Source organism: Neisseria subflava, assembly GCF_024205745.1.
Classification (GTDB): Bacteria; Pseudomonadota; Gammaproteobacteria; order Burkholderiales; family Neisseriaceae; genus Neisseria; species Neisseria flavescens_B.
In genome coordinates this window covers 725,683-746,925 of the sequence record NZ_CP073117.1, presented here as the reverse complement: position 1 = coordinate 746,925, position 21,243 = coordinate 725,683, and the positions used below count along the sequence as shown (strand labels likewise).

Genomic DNA, 21,243 nt, shown 5'->3' with positions numbered 1-21,243 from the left:
AAAACCGACGAATCAGTCTGTTGTAGCTCCCTTTCTCATTTCGCAGTGCTACAATAGCCATCAAAGTCTTACCAGAGCCAGGAACGTTGTAGCTCCCTTTCTCATTTCGCAGTGCTACAATACCTTAATGGGAAACCCTTATTCTATAAGGGTTTCCCATTTTATTTGGTCTGAAAAATAGGACTTAAAATAATAATAGTTGGTCGGAATTTACCCTTTTTTCTTGGGTTTTCAGCTCTCCCAACAGTAGTTTCATGGTGGCATATTGCTTTTCTGTTACTTCCAAACAGCGGATTGAACCTTCTTGCGGTAGGTTTGCACATAGTCTATTGTGGTGTTTTTGCAACGAATCTCGACCTTTGACAATACGACTGTATACGGAAAGCTGGAGCATTTGGTATCCATCTTTTAATAGAAATTGGCGGAATTGATTGGCGGCTTTGCGCTTTGCCGCTGTGGTAACCGGTAGGTCGAAGAAGACAATAATCCTCATAAATTTGGCCTCACTCATATTGGTATTCTTTCAATGGCAAGATTTCAGGCAATTTTAGCTGTTTGGCGTTTTTGTCGGTTACGCTGGCTTGAAATGAAGAAATCATTTTGTCGATGGCAGCCAAGGTGCTGAAATGTTGCCGTTCAATGCAGATTTGACAGTGAAGGGTCTTGATAAGGTTTTGTTTGATGTTCGGGGTCAGATCAGTTTTCAGACGGCCTTGTTCATGCAAATGTATAACGACCAGATCGGCCAATGGGCGTAAGGGTTCGATAAAGTCATCGGCGAGATTGAATGGATTTAGTTCGCTTTTATGAAACAAGCCTAATGCAGGCAACCATCCATATAAGGTCAGGGCGCGTGCAACTGCTGCACGGAGTACGGCGTAGGTGTAGTTCAATGCGGCATTGACGGCATTATTGTCATTACGGGTAAATTTTTCTCCAAAGAGGGCTTGAAAGTAGAGGGCGGCAGCTTGGGCTTCACGGTTTCCTGTATCGCCTGAACGGACTTCGACTGCCAAAGAGCGCAGCCGTTTAGCTGCAAGATCATTGCCTGTTTCGTCTGCGATAAATGCTTGATTCAGGATTTTTTGGCGGACGATATGTTGCCAGAGTTGCTTTTTTAAGGGTTCGCTTATATTCAGCTGCAGCTTGAGGATTTTAAGTTGGCGGTGATATTGGGCATAAGGCAACCATTGTCCGCAGGGCAGGAATTGTTCGTCACATGTCAGCAGGGTTGAGCCATGTTCGGCTAAGGCTGACAGAAGCGGGGCAGTAATCAGGGTTTCGCGGTTTTCGATGATAATAACGGCGATGTCTTCCAACGGTACGGTGTGGGACTCGCCGTTTTGTTGAATCAGCAGTTGCCGGCGTTGCAAGGATAGTTTGCCGCCGTTTTGAATAAGCAGGCTGCGCCAAGTCATGTTTTCCCCTTATTTTGATATAAAAAATCCCTGCTTCAGGCCGTCTGAAACAGGGATAGATTAATTTAACGGACAGGTGGGCGTTTTTTCAGACGGCATGGTCTGATTTCTTTGCCCAGTTCGTCGATTTGGTATTTTTGGAATGAAAGGGCGGTTTTGACACCGATACCTTCCAGTATTCCATTTTTGCCAATTTTATGATCAAGATCATGAATGCGTATATTAATATTACCTGTGCCTCGATGGCAGCTGGCAAAGTAACCAAATATTCTAGCTTTTTTTGTTATTACTTCAATTAAATCATTAGGATGTAATGAAAATTTAAAGTTAAAACTATCATCAATAAGTTGCCAATCTTCTTCATCTTTAAAAGCGATAACAGCTCTATCCGGCAAAATCCCTTTCGCTACCTGCCAACTGTAAATCGGAACCAGATAATACTTGCCGCCTTTCTCAAACACATCTACGCGCACCATGGTTGCGTTGTCGGCAATGCCGTTATGGTTGCGCACCCATACGCCGGTTTTCTGTACTTGCTCTACGCGTACGGCTTTTACTTGTTGGGTGCGGTTGCCTGCTTTATCGTATTTGTAAAACGGCTCGGCAAAGGCTTTGGCAGGATCGTCTTTATGTGCTTCCAAACATGCTTTCAGTCCTTCGTATAGCTTAGGTTCGCGCTCCCGATTGACCATTTTTTCCAAGTCTTTCAGTTTTAACTGTGTCAGCGGTACGCGCAACACGCTGATGCCTTCGTCCAGTCGTTTGGCGGATTTGACAGTCTCCATATGGCCTTGCCCGCTCATCTTCCGATTGGGCGCGCGTGAAACAAACAGTGGCGTAACGTATTCGTGTACGGCTTCTGGGCGAGAAGATAATTTTTCTGCGAGCAGGGTACGCAGTTTTTCGGAGGTATCCGCTTCTTCAAATTCGGGTTTGCCGTCCGATTTGCCGAAGACGCGAATCATGACTTCTTGTGCGAAAAATTCCCAAGGTTGCGGGAAGTGTGTTTTTTGATGTAGCACTTCTCCTGTTTCTTTATCTATGGTTTTACCGTCAAACGCGTTCATCTCTTTATAGCGTACAAAACGGGTAATTTTCTGCTGCATGGCAACGGTCGAGCAGGCAACGACGACGGCGTCCAAGGCGTGATGGCGGTCGTTTTCCGTACGCACTTTGCGTAATCCCCAAAAGCCGCGCAACAGATTGGTAATTTGCCCGTTGGATGCAAAGACACGTCTTTTCCCTTTACCTGTCAGCCGCATACGGTCGGCAACGAATTGACACAGGAAACGGTTGACGTAGCGCGTATCGTTCAGATTGCGTTCTTTAAAGCCATCTTCATCGAATTTTTGCAGCAGAATCCGTTGTTTTTTACTGCGTGGGAAACGGCTGGTCTCGACACGCGCTTTAAATTCCTGCCATTCGCGGCTGTTGTCTTTGCCGTTGAAGTATTCGTAAGGAGTTTGGTTGCCTTTATTTTGGTTTTCGCTGCCTAATACCAGCACTTTATTGTTGAAACTGTCGTCCCATGTGCGCGAGAACGGCAGGGCATGGTCGATTTCGACATAACCTTCTTCGTTCAGACGGCCTAAGTTGATTTCTTTGCCCGAATACAGGCATTTGCCGTGTTGTTGCTCGTACAGGCGCAGTTTCAGAATATCTTTGGATTTGGGTTCGCCGACAAAATTGGGGAAATACTCTCGGAATTTGGCGGCGGCTTTTTCCCGGTCTTTACGATTTTCTTCTTGGCGTTTTTCGATTTCTTTGCGGTCTTTAAACGATTTTCCTACTTCCCTTGCCGTTTCAATATGAATACGTGCAGGGGAGCCGTAACGGCGCACAACGGCGTTAATAACTTTCCGTGCTTGAGATAAGGCGCGTAAGACGACGGGGTTGCGGATTTCGTCGGCTGGAATCGGCGGCAGATAAATCTCTTCTTCTGTATTCTTCTTGCCGTAATGGTCTCCGTAGATTTCGGCGCAGGCTTCATCGTAACGTTTGCCTTGCTCCATTAGAGGCACAATTCGGCGCAACGCTTTCAAGGAAATTTGGACGAACTTATCGAAGCTGATGTGTTTCAACAGCGCTTCTAAGATTTCGGGCTGTACACGGTCTTTCAGACGGCCTGTAATGTCTTCATCGGTTTTGAACAGGGAGAATGCCGTACCGATTTCGTCTTGTAATTCGGGAGAAAGGTTTAATGGGGATTTTTTGTCTTTCAATCCTTCTTTTTCCAACGCACGGCTGATGGCATGGTAGGCCTTCATTTCCATCAATGTTGAGGCTTCGGCATTGTCTTTACCATAGCGCAAGCCTTTGAAAAAGGCGGTATCGTCTAGATCCAAAAGTTTACGGGCTTGTGCGTAAGTCAGTTTGGATTTTCTGTATGGCTCGTCCATAAGCGTGGCGCGTTCGGTATCGGTCAATGGCCGCTCGCTGCCTTGCTCTAAAATACGCAGGTTGTTCAGCTTGGTCAGCCAGATGAAACGTTCGGCGATGTAGGTGTTTTTAGCGGCTTTCGGCTCTGTCGGCTCAAAGGTGCAATACCCCAACATTTTTTGAACAGCATCGCCGGACAGGGCAGGGCGTTGCGCCATCAGCAGGGTTTCAATACCTTCTTTAAGGCTGTCTGAAATATGCGGATTGCCGAATTCTTTTTGTTTTTTAAACAGTACATTCAGCTCTGCCTGCAAATCTTTGCGGCTGAACGTATGCGAATAATCGCCGTGCTGGTTGCGGATATGGCCGCTTTCTTTCTCAAATTTATTTAAAGCCAATTCGGCCGGAGTACGGAAATCGCCTGTCTGTAAGGCATGGGCATTGTCAGCTACGCCTTTAAGCAAAGCGCCAAGTTCCTTATCGGCAGTTTCACCCTCGTTTTTTCTTTGTGACAAATAGCCGCGGTGTTTGATTAAATGTAGTAAGACTGCCGACCACTCTAAAGGCGTTAGTTTGCGGTCTAATGCGGCTGTGCGAAGTTGCCATGGTGTATTCGGTAAGGATTTGATTAAGCCGTTTTCATCAAAATCGGCGGCTTGTAATACGCCTTCGCGTTTCAATAGGCGGCGGGCTCGAAGCAGGCGGTGGGCGCGACGGCGGGTCAGGAGGCGAACACTGCGAGCCAAGCGTCTTGCCGCTGCGAGAGAGTCGCCTGTTTTCGGTACTTCTGCACGCTCAAATACGCGCACGCCCAAATCAATCAGGCGGATGGGGTTTTCTTCTTCGTCAATTTCTACCATCGCCCAGCCGACGGATGCGATGCCGATATCGAGGCCGAGGATGTAGTTGATTGGATTGGGTTTGAATACAGCCATCAGTTTCTCCGTAATGTGATGTTTAGTAAGTATAAATATATCCTAGGTAAGTATTTCCATGCAAATGAAATGCTTGACTGGGTGCCGATTTGGAATTAGAATCTGTCCATATTGTTGCACTGCGAAATGAGAAACGTTGCTACAATAAGGCCGTCTGAAAAGATGTGCCGCAACGCTCTGCCCCTTAAGGCTTCTGCTTTAAGGGGCATCGTTTTGTCTCAATGGCAGGGATTAAAAAGGCCGTCTGAAATTTCAGACGGCCTTTGGTGTTACCAGATATCGGATTTGATTTTGCGTTTCAAGCCAGGGTGTTCGGAGAGTTTGAACTCTGGGGCTTTGCCCATTTTTAGTTTGGCTGTGTAGTCTTTCAACAGCAGGAAGGCAAGTGGGGACAGGAGCAGGATGGCGACGAGGTTAATCCATGCCATGATGCCCATTGCCATGTCTGCCATATCCCATACCAAGGGTACGTTGGCAACTGCACCGAAGTAGACCCATGCCAAAACCAGCATACGGAAAACGGCGGTAACCAGCCAATGGCTCTTGATGAATTGGACGTTGGACTCGGCATAGGCATAGTTACCGATAACGGTTGAAAAGGCAAACATAAACAGGATGACGGCAAGGAAGCCCGCGCCCCATTCGCCTACCTGGCTGACGATTGCCGCTTGGGTCAGCGCTGCACCGCTCAGGTCGCCGTAAGGCTGTTGATAGGTCAAGACGATAAAGGCGGTGCATGAGCAGACGATGATGGTATCGACGAAAACGCCCAGCATTTGAATCATGCCTTGGGAGACGGGGTGTTTCACTTCGGCTGCGGCTGCGGCGTTTGGCGCGGAACCCATACCCGCCTCATTGGAATACAGACCGCGTTTGATACCCTGCATCATGGTGGTCGAAATCAGACCGCCGAGGAAACCGCCTGCAGCCGAATCGAAGTTGAACGCGTTGGAGAAAATCTGACCGAACACGTCAGGAATCAGGGAAATATTGGTAGCAATGATGAAGAGTGCTATGACGAGATATAAAACTGCCATCAGCGGAACGATGATTTCCGCGGCTTTGGATACGCGGCGGATACCGCCGAAGATAATCGGGGCGGTCAGAATGACCAGGGCGACGCCGACATAGTGTTGATCCCAGCCCCATGCCGCTTTGGTGGTATCGGCGATGGTATTGGTCTGTACAGCTTCAAATACAAAGCCGAAACAGAAAATCAGGCTCAGGGCGAACAAAACGCCCAGCCATTTTTGTCCCAAGCCTTGAGTGATGTAGTAGGCGGGGCCGCCGCGGAAGTGGTGGTTGTCGTAGTCGCGGATTTTGAACAGTTGGGCCAGTGAAGATTCGACAAACGCCGAACTCATGCCGATTAAGGCGGTTACCCACATCCAGAACACCGCGCCCGGTCCGCCAAGTTTGATGGCAATCGCCACGCCGGCGATGTTGCCCACGCCTACGCGGCTGGCCAAGCCGGTAACAAATGCTTGGAACGGTGTGATTCCGTGCGGATCATCACCTTGTTTGCGGCCGCCCAACATTTCTTTGATACTGCGACCGAAGAGGCGGAATTGTACAAAACCGGTAGTAACGGTGAAAAAGAGGCCTGCGCCTAAAAGCATATATACCAACCCCGACCACATTGGGTCGTTGATGGCGTTTACCCAGCCGTGAAGCTGTTCGAAAAATTGATCCATACAAACCTTTCAGAGTTTCTGCATTTTCAGACGGCCTGTGTGTGAAGGCTGTCTGTAACTGGATGTATTCTAGCAGACTGTCAACAAACTGAAAAACGTTTACATATTCTTTTTTATATTATCTTTTTGATTATCATGTAATTTTATTATTATGATGTAAAGGATTTATCGATTTTAATTTTCCCGGTTTACATATTTGAACAAAAAGGCCGTCTGAAAACAGAGTCTTGTTTTCAGACGGCCTTGATTTTATTTCAATGCGTTATTCGGGACGCATTTGCGGGAACAGAATCACGTCGCGGATGGTTTGCGAATCGGTCAGCAACATGACCAAGCGGTCGATGCCAATGCCGCAGCCGCCGGTCGGCGGCAGGCCGAATTCCATTGCACGGATGTAGTCGGCATCGTAGTGCATGGCTTCGTCGTCGCCGGCGTCTTTTTGGGCCACTTGCGCTTTGAAGCGTTCGGCTTGGTCTTCCGGATCGTTCAACTCAGAGTAGCCGTTTGCCAATTCGCGGCCGACAACGAAAAGCTCGAAGCGTTCGGTCAAACCCGGTTTGCTGTCGGATGCGCGTGCCAATGGCGACACTTCGACAGGGTAGTCGATGATGAAAGTCGGGTTCCACAGTTTGCCCTCGGCGCAACCTTCAAACAAGGCAAGCTGCAGGCTGCCGATGCCCGGAGAAGGAGGCAGGCTTTCGCCGTGTTTGACGATTTCTTTTTTCAGCCATTCTTCATCGTTCAACTGCTCATCGGTGTAGTGCGGATTGTATTTCTTGATGGCACCGAGAATGGTCAGGCGTTCAAACGGGCTTTCCAAATCGACTTCTTTGCCGTTGTAGTTGATTTTTGCCGTGCCGTTTACCGCGCGGGAAGCGTTGCGGATGATGTCTTCCGCCATTTGCATCATGCGTTCGTAGTCGGAGAAAGCTTCGTAGAATTCGATCATGGTGAATTCAGGGTTGTGGCGTACGGACATGCCTTCGTTACGGAAGCTGCGGTTGATTTCAAACACGCGTTCCAAACCGCCGACAACCAAGCGTTTCAGATACAGCTCGGGCGCAATGCGCAGGTAGAGCGGGATATCCAAAGCGTTGTGGTGGGTAACGAATGGTTTTGCTGTCGCACCGCCCGGAATCGGGTGCATCATTGGGGTTTCAACTTCCAAATAATGCTCGTTGACCATGAAATTGCGTACGGATTGGATGATTTGGCTGCGTTTGATGAAGGTATTGCGCGATTCTTCGTTGGCAATCAAATCAACGTAGCGTTGACGGTATTTGGTTTCCTGATCGCTCAAACCTTTGTGTTTGTCCGGCAGAGGGCGCAGGGATTTGGACAACAGACGGATGTTGGACACGCGCACGGTCAATTCACCGTGGTTGGTTTTGAACAAAGTACCTTCCGCGCCGATGATGTCGCCCAAGTCCCAATGGTTGAAATCATCCAAAACTTCTTGGCTCACGCCTTTGTTGTTCAGATAAAGCTGGATTTGACCGGTAACGTCTTGAATGGTGGCGAAGCTGGCTTTGCCCATTTGACGTTTGAGCATCATGCGGCCGGCCACTTTGACGGGAATGCCTTGCGGGTCGAGTTCTTCTTTGCTGATTTCACCGTATTGGGTATGCAGGTCGGCGGCAAAGCTGTCGCGTTTGAAATCGTTAGGGTAGGCGTTGCGTTCTTTGCGGATGTTGTGCAGTTTCTCGCGGCGCAGGGCGATGATTTGGTTTTCGTCCAACTGCGGCTCGATTTGCGGATTGTTTTGTTCGCTCATGGTGTTTTCCGGAAAAATGAGTCAGGCTGCCGGAGTTTGCAGACGGCCTGAATAAAGTGAAAAATTGGCTCTATTTTACGCGATGTCGGTGTTTTTTTCTATAAAGGCAGAAAGGCCGTCTGAAACCTGAAAAATCGGTTTCAGACGGCCTTTTGTTTCATGAAGGGCCGTATCGGCAGTTAGATATCGGTTTCTAAATAAACAACTTGGGTTTGCAGATATTCTTCCAAACCGTGTTTACCGTCCGCGCCGCCGATACCTGATTTTTTCCAACCGGCATGGAAGCCCTGCATGGCTTCGAAGTTTTCGCGGTTGATGTAGGTTTCGCCGAAACGCAGGCGGCGGGTTACATAAAACGCTTCATTCAGATTGGTGGTATAGACGGAGCTGGTCAGGCCGAATTCGCTGTCGTTTGCCAAAGCGATGACTTGATCGAGCGTATCGAAAGCGGCAACCGGCAGGACGGGGCCGAAGGTTTCTTCCTTCATGATGTCCATGCTGTTGTCGGTATCGGTCAGCAGGGTCGGTTCGAAGAAATAGCCGCGTCCTTCGGCGCGTTTGCCGCCGCAGACCAGTGTCGCACCTTGTTTGACGGCGCGTTCCACTTTTTCGGCAACGGCTTTGACAGCGCGCTCTTCAATCAGCGGACCCATTTCCAGCGCGCCTGCTTCGGCTTCGGCCGGGTTGCCGTAGCGCACGCCTTTCATGGCGGCGGTCATTTTTTCGATAAACGCGTCTTTCAGGCTGTTGTGGACATACACGCGTTCGGCGCAGTTACAGATTTGGCCGGTATTGCCCACGCGTGAAGCCAAGATGGATTTGACGGCCAGATCCAAGTCGGCATCTTTCAGAACGATGGCAGGGGCTTTGCCACCCAGTTCCAGTGAGACTTTGGTGATGTTGGCGGCGGCGGCTTCCATCACTTGGCGGCCGGCATCGACAGAACCGGTCAGGCTGACCATATCGACTTGTGGATGCGATGCCAAGGCATTGCCGATTTCTGCGCCCGGGCCGTTAACGACGTTGAATACGCCGGCCGGTAAGCCTGAGGCATGGACGATTTCAGCAAAGATGTGGCAGTTAATTGGGGTAACGCTGCTTGGTTTGACGACGATGGTATTGCCTGTTACCAAAGCCGGGCCCATTTTGCGGGCAATCAGGAAGAATGGGAAGTTCCACGGCAAAATGCCGGCGATCACGCCCAAAGGACGTTTGAACAATAAAATGTTTTCGCGCGGACGGTCGCTTTGGATGATTTCGCCTTCATAACGGCGCGCCCATTCTGCTTGATAGTCGAGATAATCGGCAGTGAACATGACTTCTATGCGTGCCAAATCTTTGGTTTTGCCGCCTTCGGCGACAATGGTATCTGTCAGCTCGTCGGCGCGTTCGCGGATGCCTTGGGCAATTTTGCGCAGGTATGCGCCGCGTTCAACGGCAGGCAAACGCTCCCATGTAGTTTGTGCATCTCTGGCTGCGGCAACGGCACGATCAACATCGGCTTTTCCACCTTTAGGCTCACGCGCGATGACTTCTTCGGTTGCCGGATTCAATACATCACGCCATGTGCCGTTAAAGTCGGTTTCAAAGCGGCCGTTGATATACATAGACAGTTGTTTCATCAAACCTTCTCCTGTTATTGTAGTTGGATGTAGTTTTAGTCTATGCCTAAATTGTCTGGCATACAAGAGGATTTGGCGTGGGTTGATGGTAGGTATTTGGAAGTTTTTAGAAAAAGATGATGGGTGGGGAGTTGGGTTTGATTGATTCAAGAGGTTGGTGATGCTTTGAGTTATATCTATAACAGCATTGTGACAAAGCTCGAATATTCTTGATGTTGATAATAATGGAGGTATTGAGTGAAGAAAGGCTTGATGGAGAATATAAAAAAACCTGCTTTTTTCAAAGCAGGTTTTCATATTTGGTGGGTCGTGAGCGATTCGAACGCTCGACCAACGGATTAAAAGTCCGCTGCTCTACCGACTGAGCTAACGACCCAATAAGCTGTGCATTATAGGTAGCTTGTTTCTTTTCGTCAACTGTTTTTTTGAAATTTTTTTCAAAAAACGTAAACCAGCTGTTATTTGGCGTTAATTCTCCCTTTTTTGAGCGTTTATTATGTTATGATTTTTTAGTCTGTCAGTTTTGACAGATATTTTTTAGACCAAAGGATATACAACATGAAAAAATTATTGATTGCTGCAATGATGGTAGCCGGCTTGGCGGCGTGTACACAAGAAGCGAAAAAAGAAACCCAAGAGGCGGCTTCTGCTGTTGCTTCCGATGTAAACACTGCTGCTGAAAATGCAGCTTCTGCTGTTGATGCTGCTGCTTCTGAAGCCAAAGGTGCGGCTGAGCAAGCTGTTTCTGATGTTAAAGACGCTGCTGCAGATGCTAAAGCAACTGCAGATAAAGCAGTTTCTGACGCTAAAGATGCTGCCGGTAAAGCGGTTGAAGAAGCTAAAGAAGCGGTTTCTGATGCTAAAGATGCTGCCAAAGACGCAGCTAAAGACGCTATGGGTAAAGCAGCCGATGCGACTCAAGAAGCTGCCGACAAATTGAAAGACGCTGCTAAATAAGCTAGTGTTTGATATTTGAAAAGGCCGTCTGAAATGTTCAGACGGCCTTTTTATATCGGTAGATTATTTTTTCTCTTGCTGACGCGTATATACCAAAGAAGTCAGGATGGACGCGCCCAGTGCGCCGAAGACGACGGACAGGGAGATGGAAATCGTGATATGCACCCAGTGCATAATCAGCATCTTGATGCCGATAAAGCTCAATACGAAAGCCAAGCCGTATTTGAGGAAAATAAAGCGTTCGGCAAAGTCTGCCAGTAAGAAGTACATGGCACGCAGGCCCAAGATGGCAAAAATGTTGGAAGTGAGGACGATGAAAGGGTCGGTGGTTACGGCAAAAATAGCGGGGATGCTGTCCACGGCAAAGATGACGTCGCTCAATTCGATCATAATCAATACCAGCAAAAGCGGTGTAGCGATGCGTTTGCCGTTTTCAAGGGTAAAGAATTTTTCACCGTCAAACTGTTGGCTGGTTGGGATGACTTTTTTGAGCAGGGTCAGGATCTTGTTTTGGGAAAGGTCTTCTTCAGCTTCGGCTTCGGGCTTCATCATGTGAATGCCGGTGTATAAGAGGAACGCGCCGAAGAGGTACAAAATCCATTCAAATTGTTGTACCAAGGCGGCGCCGATGAAGATCATGATGGCGCGCAGGACGATGGCACCGAATACGCCATAGAGCAAGACGCGGTGTTGGAATTTGGGTTCGACTTTGAAGTAGCCGAAAATCATCAGGAAAACGAATATGTTATCGACGGCAAGGGATTTTTCGAGTACATAGCCGGTGAAGAATTCGAGGACTTTTTCTTTGGCGACAACGGCCCCGTAAGTCGGGTTGCCAGCCAGTTCAAAATAGAGCCAGCCTGCAAATGCGCAGGATACGGCCACCCAAATGCCGCTCCAGGCGAGGGCTTCTTTGATGCTGACTTTGTGGGCGCCGTTTTTTTTCAGCGATACCATATCGATGGCGATCATGATTAAGACGGCAATAAAGAAGATGCCGTAAAACATCGGCGAGCCGACGGACGGGTATTGGGTCATAAAAAATCCTTGTGTGTGGGGTATGGGTAAGGTTTACCAAGACAGGTAGAACATCGCCTTGGCAAAAAAGACGATAAACAGCATATGGCTGAAGACAACGGCGTGTATGTATTTCGACCAGCCGACGGTGAGGGTGTATCGGGCCATTTTGACAACGGCGATGGCAAAATGTATCAAAACGCTTACTGCCAACAGGATTTTGATGCTCAACATAATGCTGAAGGCGCTGTCGAGAGGATGGTGCAACATTGGCAGATAACGGTTGTACACCATAACGATGCCGCTGATGAAAAGGGCGATGACGACAATCGGCATCACGCGGACGGCACGATGGGACATGGCACGTTCGACTTCGCGGCGCGATTCACGCGAAACGCGGCCGGTGTGCAAAACGGAGAGAACCAGCATTTCGAAAAATACGCCGCCGACAAAGGCAATCGCGCAATAAACGTGGATGATGTGTGCCAGTGCGTAGGTACTCATGACGGGTGTTTCCGGTAGTTCAGACAAGTCGTCATTGTATCACTACCAAATGCGGTTGATGTATGCGCAATTTTATGCCAAATATATTAAATTTTATAAATATTCTATTGGAATTTCCGTTTGTTTTTGAAGTTAACCGTTCATCAAAAGCGTTATCTTAGTTTAATCTGTCTTTACTTATCAGAAAACATATTAATGAAAGGTTGTGCCATACTGCTCCATATACAGCTTAAACCCTGATGGAGAATCAAACCATGAAGAAAACTTTTGCAAAAACTGTGACCTTGATCATGCTGGCTGCCTCTTTGGGTGCATGTGCCAATATGACTCAAACCCAACGCAACACTGCTGCTGGTGCGGTATTGGGTGGCGTGGCAGGTAACTTGATTGGTGGCGATACCGGCTCTACCTTGGGTGGTGCGGCTTTGGGTGGCGTTATCGGCAGTCAGGTTCATACCCGCTACTAATCCTTTATTCGGTTAAAAATAAAAAGGCCGTCTGAATATTCAGACGGCCTTTTGTTTTGCGGTTCATTCGTTGACGAAGGTTACACCGGTCAGTTGCGATTGCAAAATGGCAGTACGCAAAGCAGTCAGTGCTTTCGGACGGACAAAGTTGCGGCGATAGGCCAAAACGACACGGCGCTGCGGCGCATTGCCTTCAAACGGGATAATGCTGAAAAGCATATGGTCGTTTTCGGTCAATGCGGTAGCAGGCATGACGCTGATGGCCAAACCGCTGGCAACCATGTGGCGGATGGTGTTGATGGAGCTGCCTTGCAGGGTATTGGTCAAACCTTGGATTTTCTGTTTGGAGGCCAATTCGGAACAGCTTGCCAACACTTGGTCGCGCATACAGTTGCCTTCGGACAGCAGCAACACTTGTTCTTCGCTCAAAAGCTGAGGTGTAACGGCATCGAGTTCTTCAAAGTGATGGCCTTTGGGAACAATGACGAAGAAAGGTTCGTCATACAGAGGCTCGGTCACGATGCCCGGCTCTTGGAACGGCTCGGCAACGACGATTGCATCGACATCGCCACGTTTGAGCGACTCGGTCAGGATGTGGGTATAGTTCTCTTCCAGCATCAGCGGCATTTTCGGCGCAGTTTCACGCAGCGCGGTAATGAGCTTGGGCAGAAGGTAGGGGGCAACGGTAAAAATCAGGCCGAGTTTGAATGCGCCTTCCAATTCGTTTTGCTCTTCATTGGCAAGGTGCTTGATGAGTTCTGCTTCTTCCAGAACCCGGCGGGCTTGGGCGACAATGCGCTCGCCCGCTTCGGTCGTGATGATGTCGTTGCTGCTACGGTCGAACAGAGATACCGACAGCTCTTCCTCCAGCTTTTTGATGGCGATGGAGAGGGTGGGCTGGCTGACAAAGCAGCGTCGTGCGGCACGTCCGAAGTGACGTTCTTGTGCGACGGCTACGATGTAACGCAATTCGGTCAAGGTCATGTGTTAAGCCTTTTTTGTTCCGGCAGGGTGATGTTCAGCTCAAGAACGTCCAAGCCGTCTTGTTTCTCTTGGGAGATGCGGATGTCGTCCAATGATACGTTGACGTATTTGGACAGGACTTCCAACAACTCTTTACGCAGGGTCGGCAGATAGTCCGGGGCTTGGCCTTCTTGTGCGCGCTCTTGCGCGATGATGATTTGCAGGCGGTCGCGCGCGACTGTGGCGGTTTTCGGCTTTCTGCCGAACAGCATATCGAGCAGTGACATGTATTAACCTCCGAACAGTCGTTTTAAGAAGCTTTTCTTCTCAGCCTCGAGGAAACGCATTTCGCGGTTTTCACCCAAGAGGCGGGCGATAACGTCTTTGTAGGCTTCTGCTGCTGCGGCATTGTCTTGGTGGATGACAGGTTCGCCGGCGTTGGAAGCTTGCAGAACGTTTTGTGATTCAGGAATCACACCGATCAACGGAATACGCAGGATGTCGCAGATGTCTTGTACAGACAGCATTTCGCCTTTGGCTACGCGCTCAGGGGAGTAGCGGGTAATCAGCAGGTGCTCTTTAACAGTGCCGCCTTGTTCGGCTTTGCGGGATTTGCTTTGCAAAATGCCCAGGATGCGGTCGGAGTCGCGGACGCTGGATACTTCCGGATTGGTGGTAATGATGGCTTCGTCGGCAAAGTAGAGTGCCATCAGTGCACCTTGTTCGATACCGGCAGGGGAGTCGCAGATGATGAATTCGAAGCCCATTTTTTCGCTGGCCAGCTCTTTCATCACGTTGTCCACGCCTTCGCGGGTCAGTGCGTCTTTATCGCGGGTTTGCGATGCAGGCAGGATGTAGAGGTTTTCGCAGTTTTTGTCTTTAATCAGGGCTTGATTGAGAGTCGCTTCGCCGTGGATGACGTTGATGAGGTCGTATACGACGCGGCGTTCGCAACCCATAATCAGGTCAAGGTTGCGCAAACCGACGTCGAAGTCGATCACGGCGGTTTTGTGGCCGCGCAGGGCCAGGCCGGTTGCGATGCTGGCGCTGGTAGTGGTCTTGCCTACGCCGCCTTTACCTGAAGTTACTACGATGATTTTGGACACGATATTTCCTTTTTAAGTACTGATGTTTATTCGGCGTCGATTGCGCTGATAACCAGTCGGTTGTCTTGCAATGATACTTGTACGGGTTTTTTGTGCAGATGCTCGGGCAGGTCTTGCTCGAAGTTGCGGTAGATACCTGCAACGGAGACTAATTCGGCCTGCATGGAATGAATAAAGATGCGTGCGTTGGTATTGCCTTTTGCACCGGCCAACGCTCTGCCGCGCATGGGGGCGTAAATATGGATGTTGCCGTCGGCGATAAGTTCCGCACCTTGGCTGACGATGCCGGTGACGATGAGGTCGCCGTTTTCAGCGTAAACCTGCTGGCCGGTACGCACGGGCGTGCTGACCAATACGGTCGGATTGTTGATGACGGTGGCTTGTACGTCTTGCGGCTGCGGTGCTTGGCGCGGAGCAGGTGCTGCCTGTGTGTCGGCTGCCTGGGTGGAGTTACCTTGTTTGAATACCAAGTGGTAACGTGCCGCCGCTGCCGCCCATGTGTCGCTGGTGTGGTGCAGTCCTAAGATTTGCATGCCGTAACGGGCAAACAGGGAAATCATGCCGCCCAAATCGATGGATTCGGGGTGGTCGAAATCTTGTACGTCTAAAATGAAGGGAACGAATTCGTCTTGGGATTGGCCTGCCAGTTGGCGCAGGAATTCTTCCAATTCGGTTAAATCTGCGGTGTGCAGATGGATGGATAAGACGTCCAAACGTGACGTTTTTATGTCGAATGCGGGTTTCATTGTCATGAAATAATAAAATTTTTTAATGACGTAAGTTTACCGTGTAAATCTTGGCTATTCAATCTGTTTGGCCGTCTAAAACCAAAATATTTTGTTTGAACGTTTTTCAGCTGTATTTAGTGTGGTTTTTTGGTGTGAACGCAGGTTTCAGACGGCCTTGGGAAAGGGGTAGCCATGTGCGTCGATGTCATCGGCGGCGGCCCACGGCGTGTGGATAAGGGTAGACGGCAGGTGCGCCAATTCGGGGACGTAACTGCGGATGTAGCTGCCGTCGGGATCAATTTGATGCGAACGGTGGGTATAGCGGACGGTGGCCGGGTCTTGTGCGGCGAGGTGCCAGTTGGCTTGGTTGAGCGCGGGGTCGGTGCCGGTTTGGACGGAGGCTGTCCACGCGATGCCTTGGTTGGGGTCGAAGTTGAGCGCATGGCAGAAATAGTGGGCGCACAGCTGCTGGAGAACGGGGTGTAAGTGACCGGTGGCTTCGAGGCCGCGGATGGAGGCATCGATGATGGGCACGCCGGTTTGGCCGTGTCGCCAGTATTCGCGTACCGGAGCGGCATCGGTTGTTTCGGGCAGGCGGCGGTGGTAGGCGAGTTGGTAGCAGTAGTCGCGGAAAATGAGCTTGTCCAGCCACTCGAAATGTCGGTTTGCCAAGCCTTCGGCGGCCAGCAGGTGCGGGGAAATGCAGCCTGCGGACAGGTAGGCATTGAGGAGGCTGGTGTTTTTTCGTGCCGGAAAGTTTTGGGTAATCGGGTAGTGAACCAAATTCTGTTTGAACGCGTGCCATTGCGTTAAGGCTGCGGTTTCGCCGCCTTGCTGATAGGCAGGCAATACCGCGCCGGTATAGGCTGGAAACAGTGGAACGTTTTGTCCGGTTTGAACAGGCAATTCGGTTTCAGACGGCCTTTGTCCTGAATAAGCCTGCAACCATGCCTGTTTATAGGCGGTAAAATCGGTGTAGGGCAGGCCGTTGGCATCCATAAGGGGGGCTTTGGCCAAAATGCCGCGGTCGTTGGCGTGTTGCAGGGCAATGCCTGCTCGGTCGAAATTGTGCCAGAGGTGGTTGTCTTGGCGGATTTCGGCTTCGGTGTATGCTTCGTCTGTGATGACGGTATGGGCATTGAGCGCAGCAGCCAAGGGGAGGAGGTCTTCATCGGAAGCGACGACATATAAAGGAATATGGTGCGCCGCCAGACGGGTATGCAGTTCTTGCGCGGCTTGATAGTGGAACAGGCTTTGACGCGGATTGTGGTTTTCAGACGGCCTTTGGTTGACCCAGACGCAGGCGATGGGCAAACCGCTTGCAACGGCGGCATTAAGCGCGGCATTGTCGTGCAGGCGGAGGTTGCGGCGGAACCAGACAAGGACGTGAGCAGATTTCATGAGCATGTTCCGACGGAAAAGGGGAGACCATTTTATCAGAATCAGCCTCATGTATCAGGCCGTCTGAAAAATCTTTTGGTTTGATTTTGCTATATAATTTTGGTTTTAGCAACGAGGCGGCAATCATGACCGAGCAAACCGTTTTGGCACTCATTACCTGCCAAACTTATCCCGAACCATCGGACAACCTGAAAACATTGGCGGCATGCTTGGAAACCATGGGCGTGAAAACCGTATTTGATGCGTGGCAAAACCATCCGTCCGCGCCATTTTTGCTGCCTTTGTGTGCATGGGATTATGCCGCCGAGCCCGAAGCCTTCCGCCAATGGTTGGAGCAAGCCGAGCAGGCGGGGCAGCGTTTTATCAATCCGCCCGAGCTGATGGCTTGGAATATGGAAAAGACTTATTTGTGCGATTTGGCGGCGAGCGGCACGCAAGTGATTCCCAGCGTGTTCGTTCCGCCGCAAAAAGCCGAATTGGCCGACATCCTGAACCGACATGGCTGGACGGAAGCAGTCATCAAGCCGGCATTCGGGCAGAGTGGCAAAGGCGTGGTCAAAGTTTGTGCGGAGATATTGGACGTGGATATGGCGGATTATCCGCAAGGCATGATTGTTCAACCTTATATCCGCGAAATCGAAACAGCAGGCGAAACCTCGCTGGTGTTTTTCAACGGTATATTCAGCCATGCCGTACGCCGTCAGCCGCCACAAGGAGAATGGCGCGCCAACTCGGCCTATGGCGTGTCGGTGTTCGGTATCGAGCCGCCCGAGTTTGCCGTCCGTGCCGCGCAAGACGTACTGGCCGCTTTGCCGCAAATGCCGGTTTACGCCCGAGTGGACGGCACATTGGTTGGCGACACCTTCCTGCTCAATGAATTGGAACTCATCGAACCTGCCCTGTATTTGCACACCAGCGAAGGCACGACGGAACGCTTTGCCCGAGTGTTGGCACAGTTGCTTGGGTAACATTCATCAACCTGACTTTATAAATAACAAGCCTCAGGCCGTCTGAAAACCATCTTTCAGACGGCCTGAGGCTTTTTTTAAACAAGATTTGCGCATTTGTATTTTTCAATAATGTGCCATTTGTCGATTGTGTCATTTTAATTGTTGCAGTCTTAATTGATGGTTGATTAACTTTCATTTGGCATTTTATCTCGGCCGCAGCCTTTATTTTTAGCGGATTGTAAACAATCTGGTCGGTCTAAATAGATATCTTTTTAGGGTAAAACCTCAAAAATCTTTTTAAAAAGAAAGATATTGTCTTATTGAATATTCTGTGCTGAAATTACATGACACTACAAAAAGTAGTGCATAAAAAATAAAACAGACAAAGGAGAAAGCCATGCAATTTTTTTTAGATAATCTCAAAGCCTTTTTCGAAACCATCAGCGGCTGGGTCTGGGGACCTATTATGTTGATGCTGCTGGTCGGTACGGGCATTTTGCTGACCGTTTTGCTGAAAGGCTTGCAGTTCACCATGTTAGGTTATGCGCTGAAACAGGCGTTTGTGCCGTCAAAGAAGCATGAAGACGGCGAAGACCACGAAGGCGATATTTCCCATTTTGCGGCGTTGATGACCGCGCTGTCCGCCACCATCGGTACGGGCAACATCGCCGGTGTGGCGACTGCGGTGGTAACCGGCGGCCCGGGCGCGGTATTTTGGATGTGGATGACCGCCATTTTCGGCATGGCAACCAAATACGGCGAGGGCGTGTTGGCGGTGAAATACCGCGTCACCAATTCCAAAGGTGAAATGTCCGGCGGCCCGATGTACTACATCGAAAAAGGCTTGGGCAAAAACTGGAAATGGATGGCCGTCGCGTTTGCGCTGTTCGGCACATTCGCTTCATTCGGTATCGGCAGCTCGGTGCAGTCCAACTCGGTTGCGCAGGCAGTGCAAACCAGCTTCGGTGTCGAACCTGCCTACACCGGCGTGATATTGACCGTATTAACGGCCATTGTGCTTTTGGGTGGCATTAAGGGCATCGCCAAAGCCGCGTCCTTTATCGTACCTGCCATGGCTGTGTTTTATGTAGTAGGCGGTATTGCCATTATCGTGATTAATTCCGATGTACTGATGCCTGCCGTCAAACTGATTTTCTCCGATGCGTTTAGCGCGCAAGCCGTGGCAGGCGGTGCCATCGGTACAGTCATCCGCTACGGCGTGGCGCGCGGCGTGTTCTCCAATGAGGCGGGTATGGGTTCTGCACCGATTGCCGCCGCAGCCGCGAAAACCGACCACCCCGTCCGTCAGGCTTTGGTTTCCATGACCGGTACTTTTTTGGACACCATCGTTGTCTGCTCGATTACCGGTATCGTGTTGGTCATGGGTCTGCTCGGCGCAGGTGGCGAGTTTGTCAAACCTGAATTGAGCGGCGCGGCGCTGACAACCGTCACTTTCCAAAAAATGCTGCCCGGCATCGGCGGTTGGATTGTGACCATCGGCCTGATTTTCTTTGCTTACTCAACCATTCTCGGTTGGTGTTATTACGGCGAGAAATGCGCGGTTTACGTCTTCGGCGAGAAGTTTGCCGGTTTGTACCGTGTCGGTTATGTTTCTTCGGTCATGCTGGGTACCGTTTTGAGCCTTGATTTGGTGTGGCTGGCTTCGGACACATTCAACGGCTTGATGGCCTTACCCAACCTGATTGCACTTTTGTTGATGGCGAAAGTTATCGTCAATGAAACACGCGACTTCAAACAAAAAATCAAAAACGGCGAATTGCCGCATTGATGCCTAAGGTCGTCTGAATTTTCAGACGACCTAATATCTATTATATAGTGAATTAAATTTAAATCAGGACAAGGCGACGAAGCCGCAGACAGTACAAATAGTACGGCAAGGCAAGGCAACGCCGTACTGGTTTAAATTTAATCCACTATATTTTTGAAAAAAGTCAGAGGAGGAACACAATGAAAGTGCTTGTTTTAGGTGCTGGTGTGGCCGGCGTATCTTCCGCGTGGTATCTGGCAGAGGCAGGATATGAAGTAACGGTCATCGACCGCGCCGAGGGCGTGGCGATGGAAACCAGTTTTGCCAATGCAGGCCAGCTTTCTTACGGCTATACCACGCCTTGGGCTGCACCCGGTATCCCGACCAAAGCACTGAAATGGCTGTTTAAAAGCCATCCGCCTTTGCTGTTCCGCCCTGACGGCAGCCTGTATCAAATCGAATGGCTGTGGCAAATGCTGCAAAACTGCACGGCAGCGCGCTATCAAATCAATAAAGAGCGCATGGTCAGGATTTCCGAATACAGCCGTGAAATGTTCCGCCGTTTTGAAGCGCAAACCGGCATGAATTTTGAAGGGCGTAAAAAAGGGACGTTGCAGATTTTCCGCCAAACCAAAGAAGTCGAAGCGGCAGAACAAGACATTGCTGTTTTGGAACGCTACGGCGTGCCGTACCGTCGTCTGAAACCCGAAGAATGCGCAGAATTCGAGCCTGCGCTGGCACGCGTTACCGCCAAAATTGCCGGCGGACTGCACCTGCCTGCGGACGCGACCGGCGACTGCCACCTCTTCACCCAAAACCTGTACCAACTCTGTCTGGAAAAAGGCGTACAGTTCCATTTCAACCAAACCATCCGCCGCATCGACCACAACGGGCTGCGCATCAAAGCCGTTGAAACCGAAACAGGGCGGTTTGAAGCAGATGCCGTTGTCTGCGCGCTCGGCTGCTTCAGTAGGACGGTTTTGGCGCAGTTAGACCTCAATCTGCCGATTTATCCCGTTAAAGGCTATTCCTTGACCCTGCCGGTCACAAATTCCGATGGCGCGCCGGTCTCCACCGTCTTGGATGAAAGCTACAAAGTCGCCATCACGCGCTTTGACAACAGAATCCGCGTCGGCGGCATGGCGGAATTGTCGGGCTACGAAATCAAACTGCCCAAAAAACGCCGTGAAACCTTGGCTTTGGTCGTCAACGACTTGTTCCCAGAAGGCGGCGATTTGAGCCAGGCATTGTTCTGGAGCGGCCTCAGACCGATGACGCCCGACAGCACGCCGTTAATCGGGCGCACCCGCTTTGAAAACTTATTCCTAAATACCGGCCACGGCACTTTGGGCTGGACCATGTCGCTGGGTTCGGCAAAATTAACCGCCGATATCGTGAGCGGCAAAGACACCGAAATCCGCAGCGATGATTTGAGCCTGTCGCGCTATCAGGCTTAAGCTGGAAAGCGATAAGGTTTAGTGACATTTCAAATTTAAAGGCCGTCTGAAAATTATTTTTCAGACGGCCTGAGACCTTTGCAAAATTCCTTTCCTTCCAACA

Annotated in this window: 18 protein-coding genes, 1 tRNA gene, 1 pseudogene and 1 CRISPR repeat array (1 of these 21 only partly in view); of the genes and pseudogenes, 6 read left to right on the top strand and 14 right to left on the bottom strand. The window is 50.1% G+C overall.

All coding sequences use genetic code 11. The annotated features are described in order from the left end of the window. Positions 1-121: direct repeats of the CRISPR family, unit length 36 nt; unit sequence GTTGTAGCTCCCTTTCTCATTTCGCAGTGCTACAAT (it extends 1,697 nt beyond the left edge of the window). Between the two features lie 63 nt (positions 122-184). The 7 genes from cas2 to KCG55_RS03640 form a co-directional block, all read right to left on the bottom strand. After that, positions 185-511, bottom strand: coding sequence for a CRISPR-associated endonuclease Cas2 (cas2, locus tag KCG55_RS03670; RefSeq protein ID WP_033912916.1), 327 nt, complete (start codon positions 509-511; stop codon positions 185-187). After that, positions 504-1,418: a type II CRISPR-associated endonuclease Cas1 gene (cas1, locus tag KCG55_RS03665; protein WP_254323421.1), complete on the bottom strand. Its 915-nt coding sequence runs from the start codon at positions 1,416-1,418 to the stop codon at positions 504-506. Before cas1 ends, cas2 begins: the two co-directional genes overlap by 8 nt. A gap of 65 nt (positions 1,419-1,483) precedes the next feature. After that, a complete protein-coding gene (gene cas9, locus KCG55_RS03660; protein WP_254323420.1) occupies positions 1,484-4,732 on the bottom strand; it encodes a type II CRISPR RNA-guided endonuclease Cas9 in 3,249 nt (1,082 codons plus the stop codon). Between the two features lie 269 nt (positions 4,733-5,001). Continuing rightward, the gene (locus KCG55_RS03655; RefSeq protein ID WP_254323419.1) at positions 5,002-6,426 is read right to left on the bottom strand and encodes an alanine/glycine:cation symporter family protein; all 1,425 of its coding nucleotides are present in this window, start codon (positions 6,424-6,426) and stop codon (positions 5,002-5,004) included. Positions 6,427-6,688: 262 nt separating this feature from the next. Beyond that, positions 6,689-8,200: a lysine--tRNA ligase gene (lysS, locus tag KCG55_RS03650; protein WP_254323418.1), complete on the bottom strand. Its 1,512-nt coding sequence runs from the start codon at positions 8,198-8,200 to the stop codon at positions 6,689-6,691. 179 nt (positions 8,201-8,379) lie between these two features. Continuing rightward, positions 8,380-9,822, bottom strand: coding sequence for an aldehyde dehydrogenase (gene aldA, locus KCG55_RS03645; RefSeq protein WP_254323417.1), 1,443 nt, complete (start codon positions 9,820-9,822; stop codon positions 8,380-8,382). Positions 9,823-10,122: 300 nt separating this feature from the next. Continuing rightward, positions 10,123-10,198: transfer RNA gene (locus tag KCG55_RS03640), tRNA-Lys, on the bottom strand. 182 nt (positions 10,199-10,380) lie between these two features. Here KCG55_RS03640 and KCG55_RS03635 point away from each other — a divergent pair. Further along, positions 10,381-10,779 (top strand): Ag473 family lipoprotein, encoded by a 399-nt coding sequence (locus KCG55_RS03635; RefSeq protein WP_254321230.1) that lies wholly within the window; start codon positions 10,381-10,383, stop codon positions 10,777-10,779. 63 nt (positions 10,780-10,842) lie between these two features. Here KCG55_RS03635 and KCG55_RS03630 read toward each other — a convergent pair whose 3' ends face one another. Next, positions 10,843-11,817: a TerC family protein gene (locus KCG55_RS03630; protein ID WP_039862275.1), complete on the bottom strand. Its 975-nt coding sequence runs from the start codon at positions 11,815-11,817 to the stop codon at positions 10,843-10,845. 33 nt (positions 11,818-11,850) lie between these two features. Then, positions 11,851-12,300 carry a CopD family copper resistance protein gene (locus tag KCG55_RS03625; RefSeq protein ID WP_254323416.1) on the bottom strand — a complete coding sequence of 150 codons (450 nt, stop codon included), beginning with the start codon at positions 12,298-12,300 and terminating at the stop codon, positions 11,851-11,853. Positions 12,301-12,554: 254 nt separating this feature from the next. Here KCG55_RS03625 and KCG55_RS03620 point away from each other — a divergent pair, with 254 nt between their 5' ends. Beyond that, the gene (locus KCG55_RS03620) at positions 12,555-12,767 is read left to right on the top strand and encodes a glycine zipper 2TM domain-containing protein (protein ID WP_003684747.1); all 213 of its coding nucleotides are present in this window, start codon (positions 12,555-12,557) and stop codon (positions 12,765-12,767) included. Between the two features lie 63 nt (positions 12,768-12,830). Here the strand turns inward: KCG55_RS03620 and KCG55_RS03615 are convergent, their stop codons facing one another. The 5 genes from KCG55_RS03615 to KCG55_RS03595 all read right to left on the bottom strand — a co-directional run bounded on the left by KCG55_RS03615 (position 12,831) and on the right by KCG55_RS03595 (position 16,965). Beyond that, entirely contained in the window at positions 12,831-13,751 is a 921-nt protein-coding gene (locus tag KCG55_RS03615) for a hydrogen peroxide-inducible genes activator (protein WP_063076225.1), read from the bottom strand. Next, the gene (gene minE, locus KCG55_RS03610) at positions 13,748-14,017 is read right to left on the bottom strand and encodes a cell division topological specificity factor MinE (RefSeq protein ID WP_254323415.1); all 270 of its coding nucleotides are present in this window, start codon (positions 14,015-14,017) and stop codon (positions 13,748-13,750) included. Before minE ends, KCG55_RS03615 begins: the two co-directional genes overlap by 4 nt. A gap of 3 nt (positions 14,018-14,020) precedes the next feature. Next, the gene (gene minD, locus KCG55_RS03605) at positions 14,021-14,836 is read right to left on the bottom strand and encodes a septum site-determining protein MinD (RefSeq protein ID WP_070590544.1); all 816 of its coding nucleotides are present in this window, start codon (positions 14,834-14,836) and stop codon (positions 14,021-14,023) included. A gap of 26 nt (positions 14,837-14,862) precedes the next feature. Then, a complete protein-coding gene (minC, locus tag KCG55_RS03600) occupies positions 14,863-15,582 on the bottom strand; it encodes a septum site-determining protein MinC (protein ID WP_063076223.1) in 720 nt (239 codons plus the stop codon). A gap of 147 nt (positions 15,583-15,729) precedes the next feature. Then, complete coding sequence (locus tag KCG55_RS03595; RefSeq protein ID WP_254323414.1) at positions 15,730-16,965, bottom strand: FAD-binding domain-containing protein; 1,236 nt, start codon at positions 16,963-16,965, stop codon at positions 15,730-15,732. Positions 16,966-17,090: 125 nt separating this feature from the next. On the opposite strand from KCG55_RS03595, the gene KCG55_RS03590 reads away from it, so the two are divergent. The 4 genes and pseudogenes from KCG55_RS03590 (at position 17,091) to KCG55_RS03575 (ending at position 21,140) form a co-directional block, all read left to right on the top strand. Then, on the top strand, positions 17,091-17,933 hold the full coding sequence (locus tag KCG55_RS03590; RefSeq protein ID WP_254323413.1) for an ATP-grasp domain-containing protein: 843 nt from the start codon (positions 17,091-17,093) through the stop codon (positions 17,931-17,933). A gap of 379 nt (positions 17,934-18,312) precedes the next feature. Beyond that, positions 18,313-19,704 carry an alanine/glycine:cation symporter family protein gene (locus KCG55_RS03585; RefSeq protein WP_070608402.1) on the top strand — a complete coding sequence of 464 codons (1,392 nt, stop codon included), beginning with the start codon at positions 18,313-18,315 and terminating at the stop codon, positions 19,702-19,704. Between the two features lie 43 nt (positions 19,705-19,747). After that, positions 19,748-19,855, top strand: a pseudogene (locus KCG55_RS03580) (IS5/IS1182 family transposase); the annotation flags it as partial. A 28-nt stretch (positions 19,856-19,883) separates the two neighbouring features. Next, positions 19,884-21,140, top strand: coding sequence for a D-amino acid dehydrogenase (locus KCG55_RS03575; RefSeq protein ID WP_254323412.1), 1,257 nt, complete (start codon positions 19,884-19,886; stop codon positions 21,138-21,140). The last annotated feature ends 103 nt before the right edge of the window (positions 21,141-21,243 follow it).

Excerpts from the sequence above, each read along its gene's own strand:
- cas2 (WP_033912916.1), bottom strand. The coding sequence starts at position 511 with ATGAGTGAGGCCAAATTTATGAGGATTATTGTCTTCTTCGACCTACCG.
- cas1 (WP_254323421.1), bottom strand. The coding sequence starts at position 1,418 with ATGACTTGGCGCAGCCTGCTTATTCAAAACGGCGGCAAACTATCCTTG.
- cas9 (WP_254323420.1), bottom strand. The coding sequence starts at position 4,732 with ATGGCTGTATTCAAACCCAATCCAATCAACTACATCCTCGGCCTCGAT.
- KCG55_RS03655 (WP_254323419.1), bottom strand. The coding sequence starts at position 6,426 with ATGGATCAATTTTTCGAACAGCTTCACGGCTGGGTAAACGCCATCAAC.
- lysS (WP_254323418.1), bottom strand. The coding sequence starts at position 8,200 with ATGAGCGAACAAAACAATCCGCAAATCGAGCCGCAGTTGGACGAAAAC.
- aldA (WP_254323417.1), bottom strand. The coding sequence starts at position 9,822 with ATGAAACAACTGTCTATGTATATCAACGGCCGCTTTGAAACCGACTTT.
- KCG55_RS03635 (WP_254321230.1), top strand. The coding sequence starts at position 10,381 with ATGAAAAAATTATTGATTGCTGCAATGATGGTAGCCGGCTTGGCGGCG.
- KCG55_RS03630 (WP_039862275.1), bottom strand. The coding sequence starts at position 11,817 with ATGACCCAATACCCGTCCGTCGGCTCGCCGATGTTTTACGGCATCTTC.
- KCG55_RS03625 (WP_254323416.1), bottom strand. The coding sequence starts at position 12,300 with ATGAGTACCTACGCACTGGCACACATCATCCACGTTTATTGCGCGATT.
- KCG55_RS03620 (WP_003684747.1), top strand. The coding sequence starts at position 12,555 with ATGAAGAAAACTTTTGCAAAAACTGTGACCTTGATCATGCTGGCTGCC.
- KCG55_RS03615 (WP_063076225.1), bottom strand. The coding sequence starts at position 13,751 with ATGACCTTGACCGAATTGCGTTACATCGTAGCCGTCGCACAAGAACGT.
- minE (WP_254323415.1), bottom strand. The coding sequence starts at position 14,017 with ATGTCACTGCTCGATATGCTGTTCGGCAGAAAGCCGAAAACCGCCACA.
- minC (WP_063076223.1), bottom strand. The coding sequence starts at position 15,582 with ATGAAACCCGCATTCGACATAAAAACGTCACGTTTGGACGTCTTATCC.
- KCG55_RS03595 (WP_254323414.1), bottom strand. The coding sequence starts at position 16,965 with ATGAAATCTGCTCACGTCCTTGTCTGGTTCCGCCGCAACCTCCGCCTG.
- KCG55_RS03590 (WP_254323413.1), top strand. The coding sequence starts at position 17,091 with ATGACCGAGCAAACCGTTTTGGCACTCATTACCTGCCAAACTTATCCC.
- KCG55_RS03585 (WP_070608402.1), top strand. The coding sequence starts at position 18,313 with ATGCAATTTTTTTTAGATAATCTCAAAGCCTTTTTCGAAACCATCAGC.
- KCG55_RS03575 (WP_254323412.1), top strand. The coding sequence starts at position 19,884 with ATGAAAGTGCTTGTTTTAGGTGCTGGTGTGGCCGGCGTATCTTCCGCG.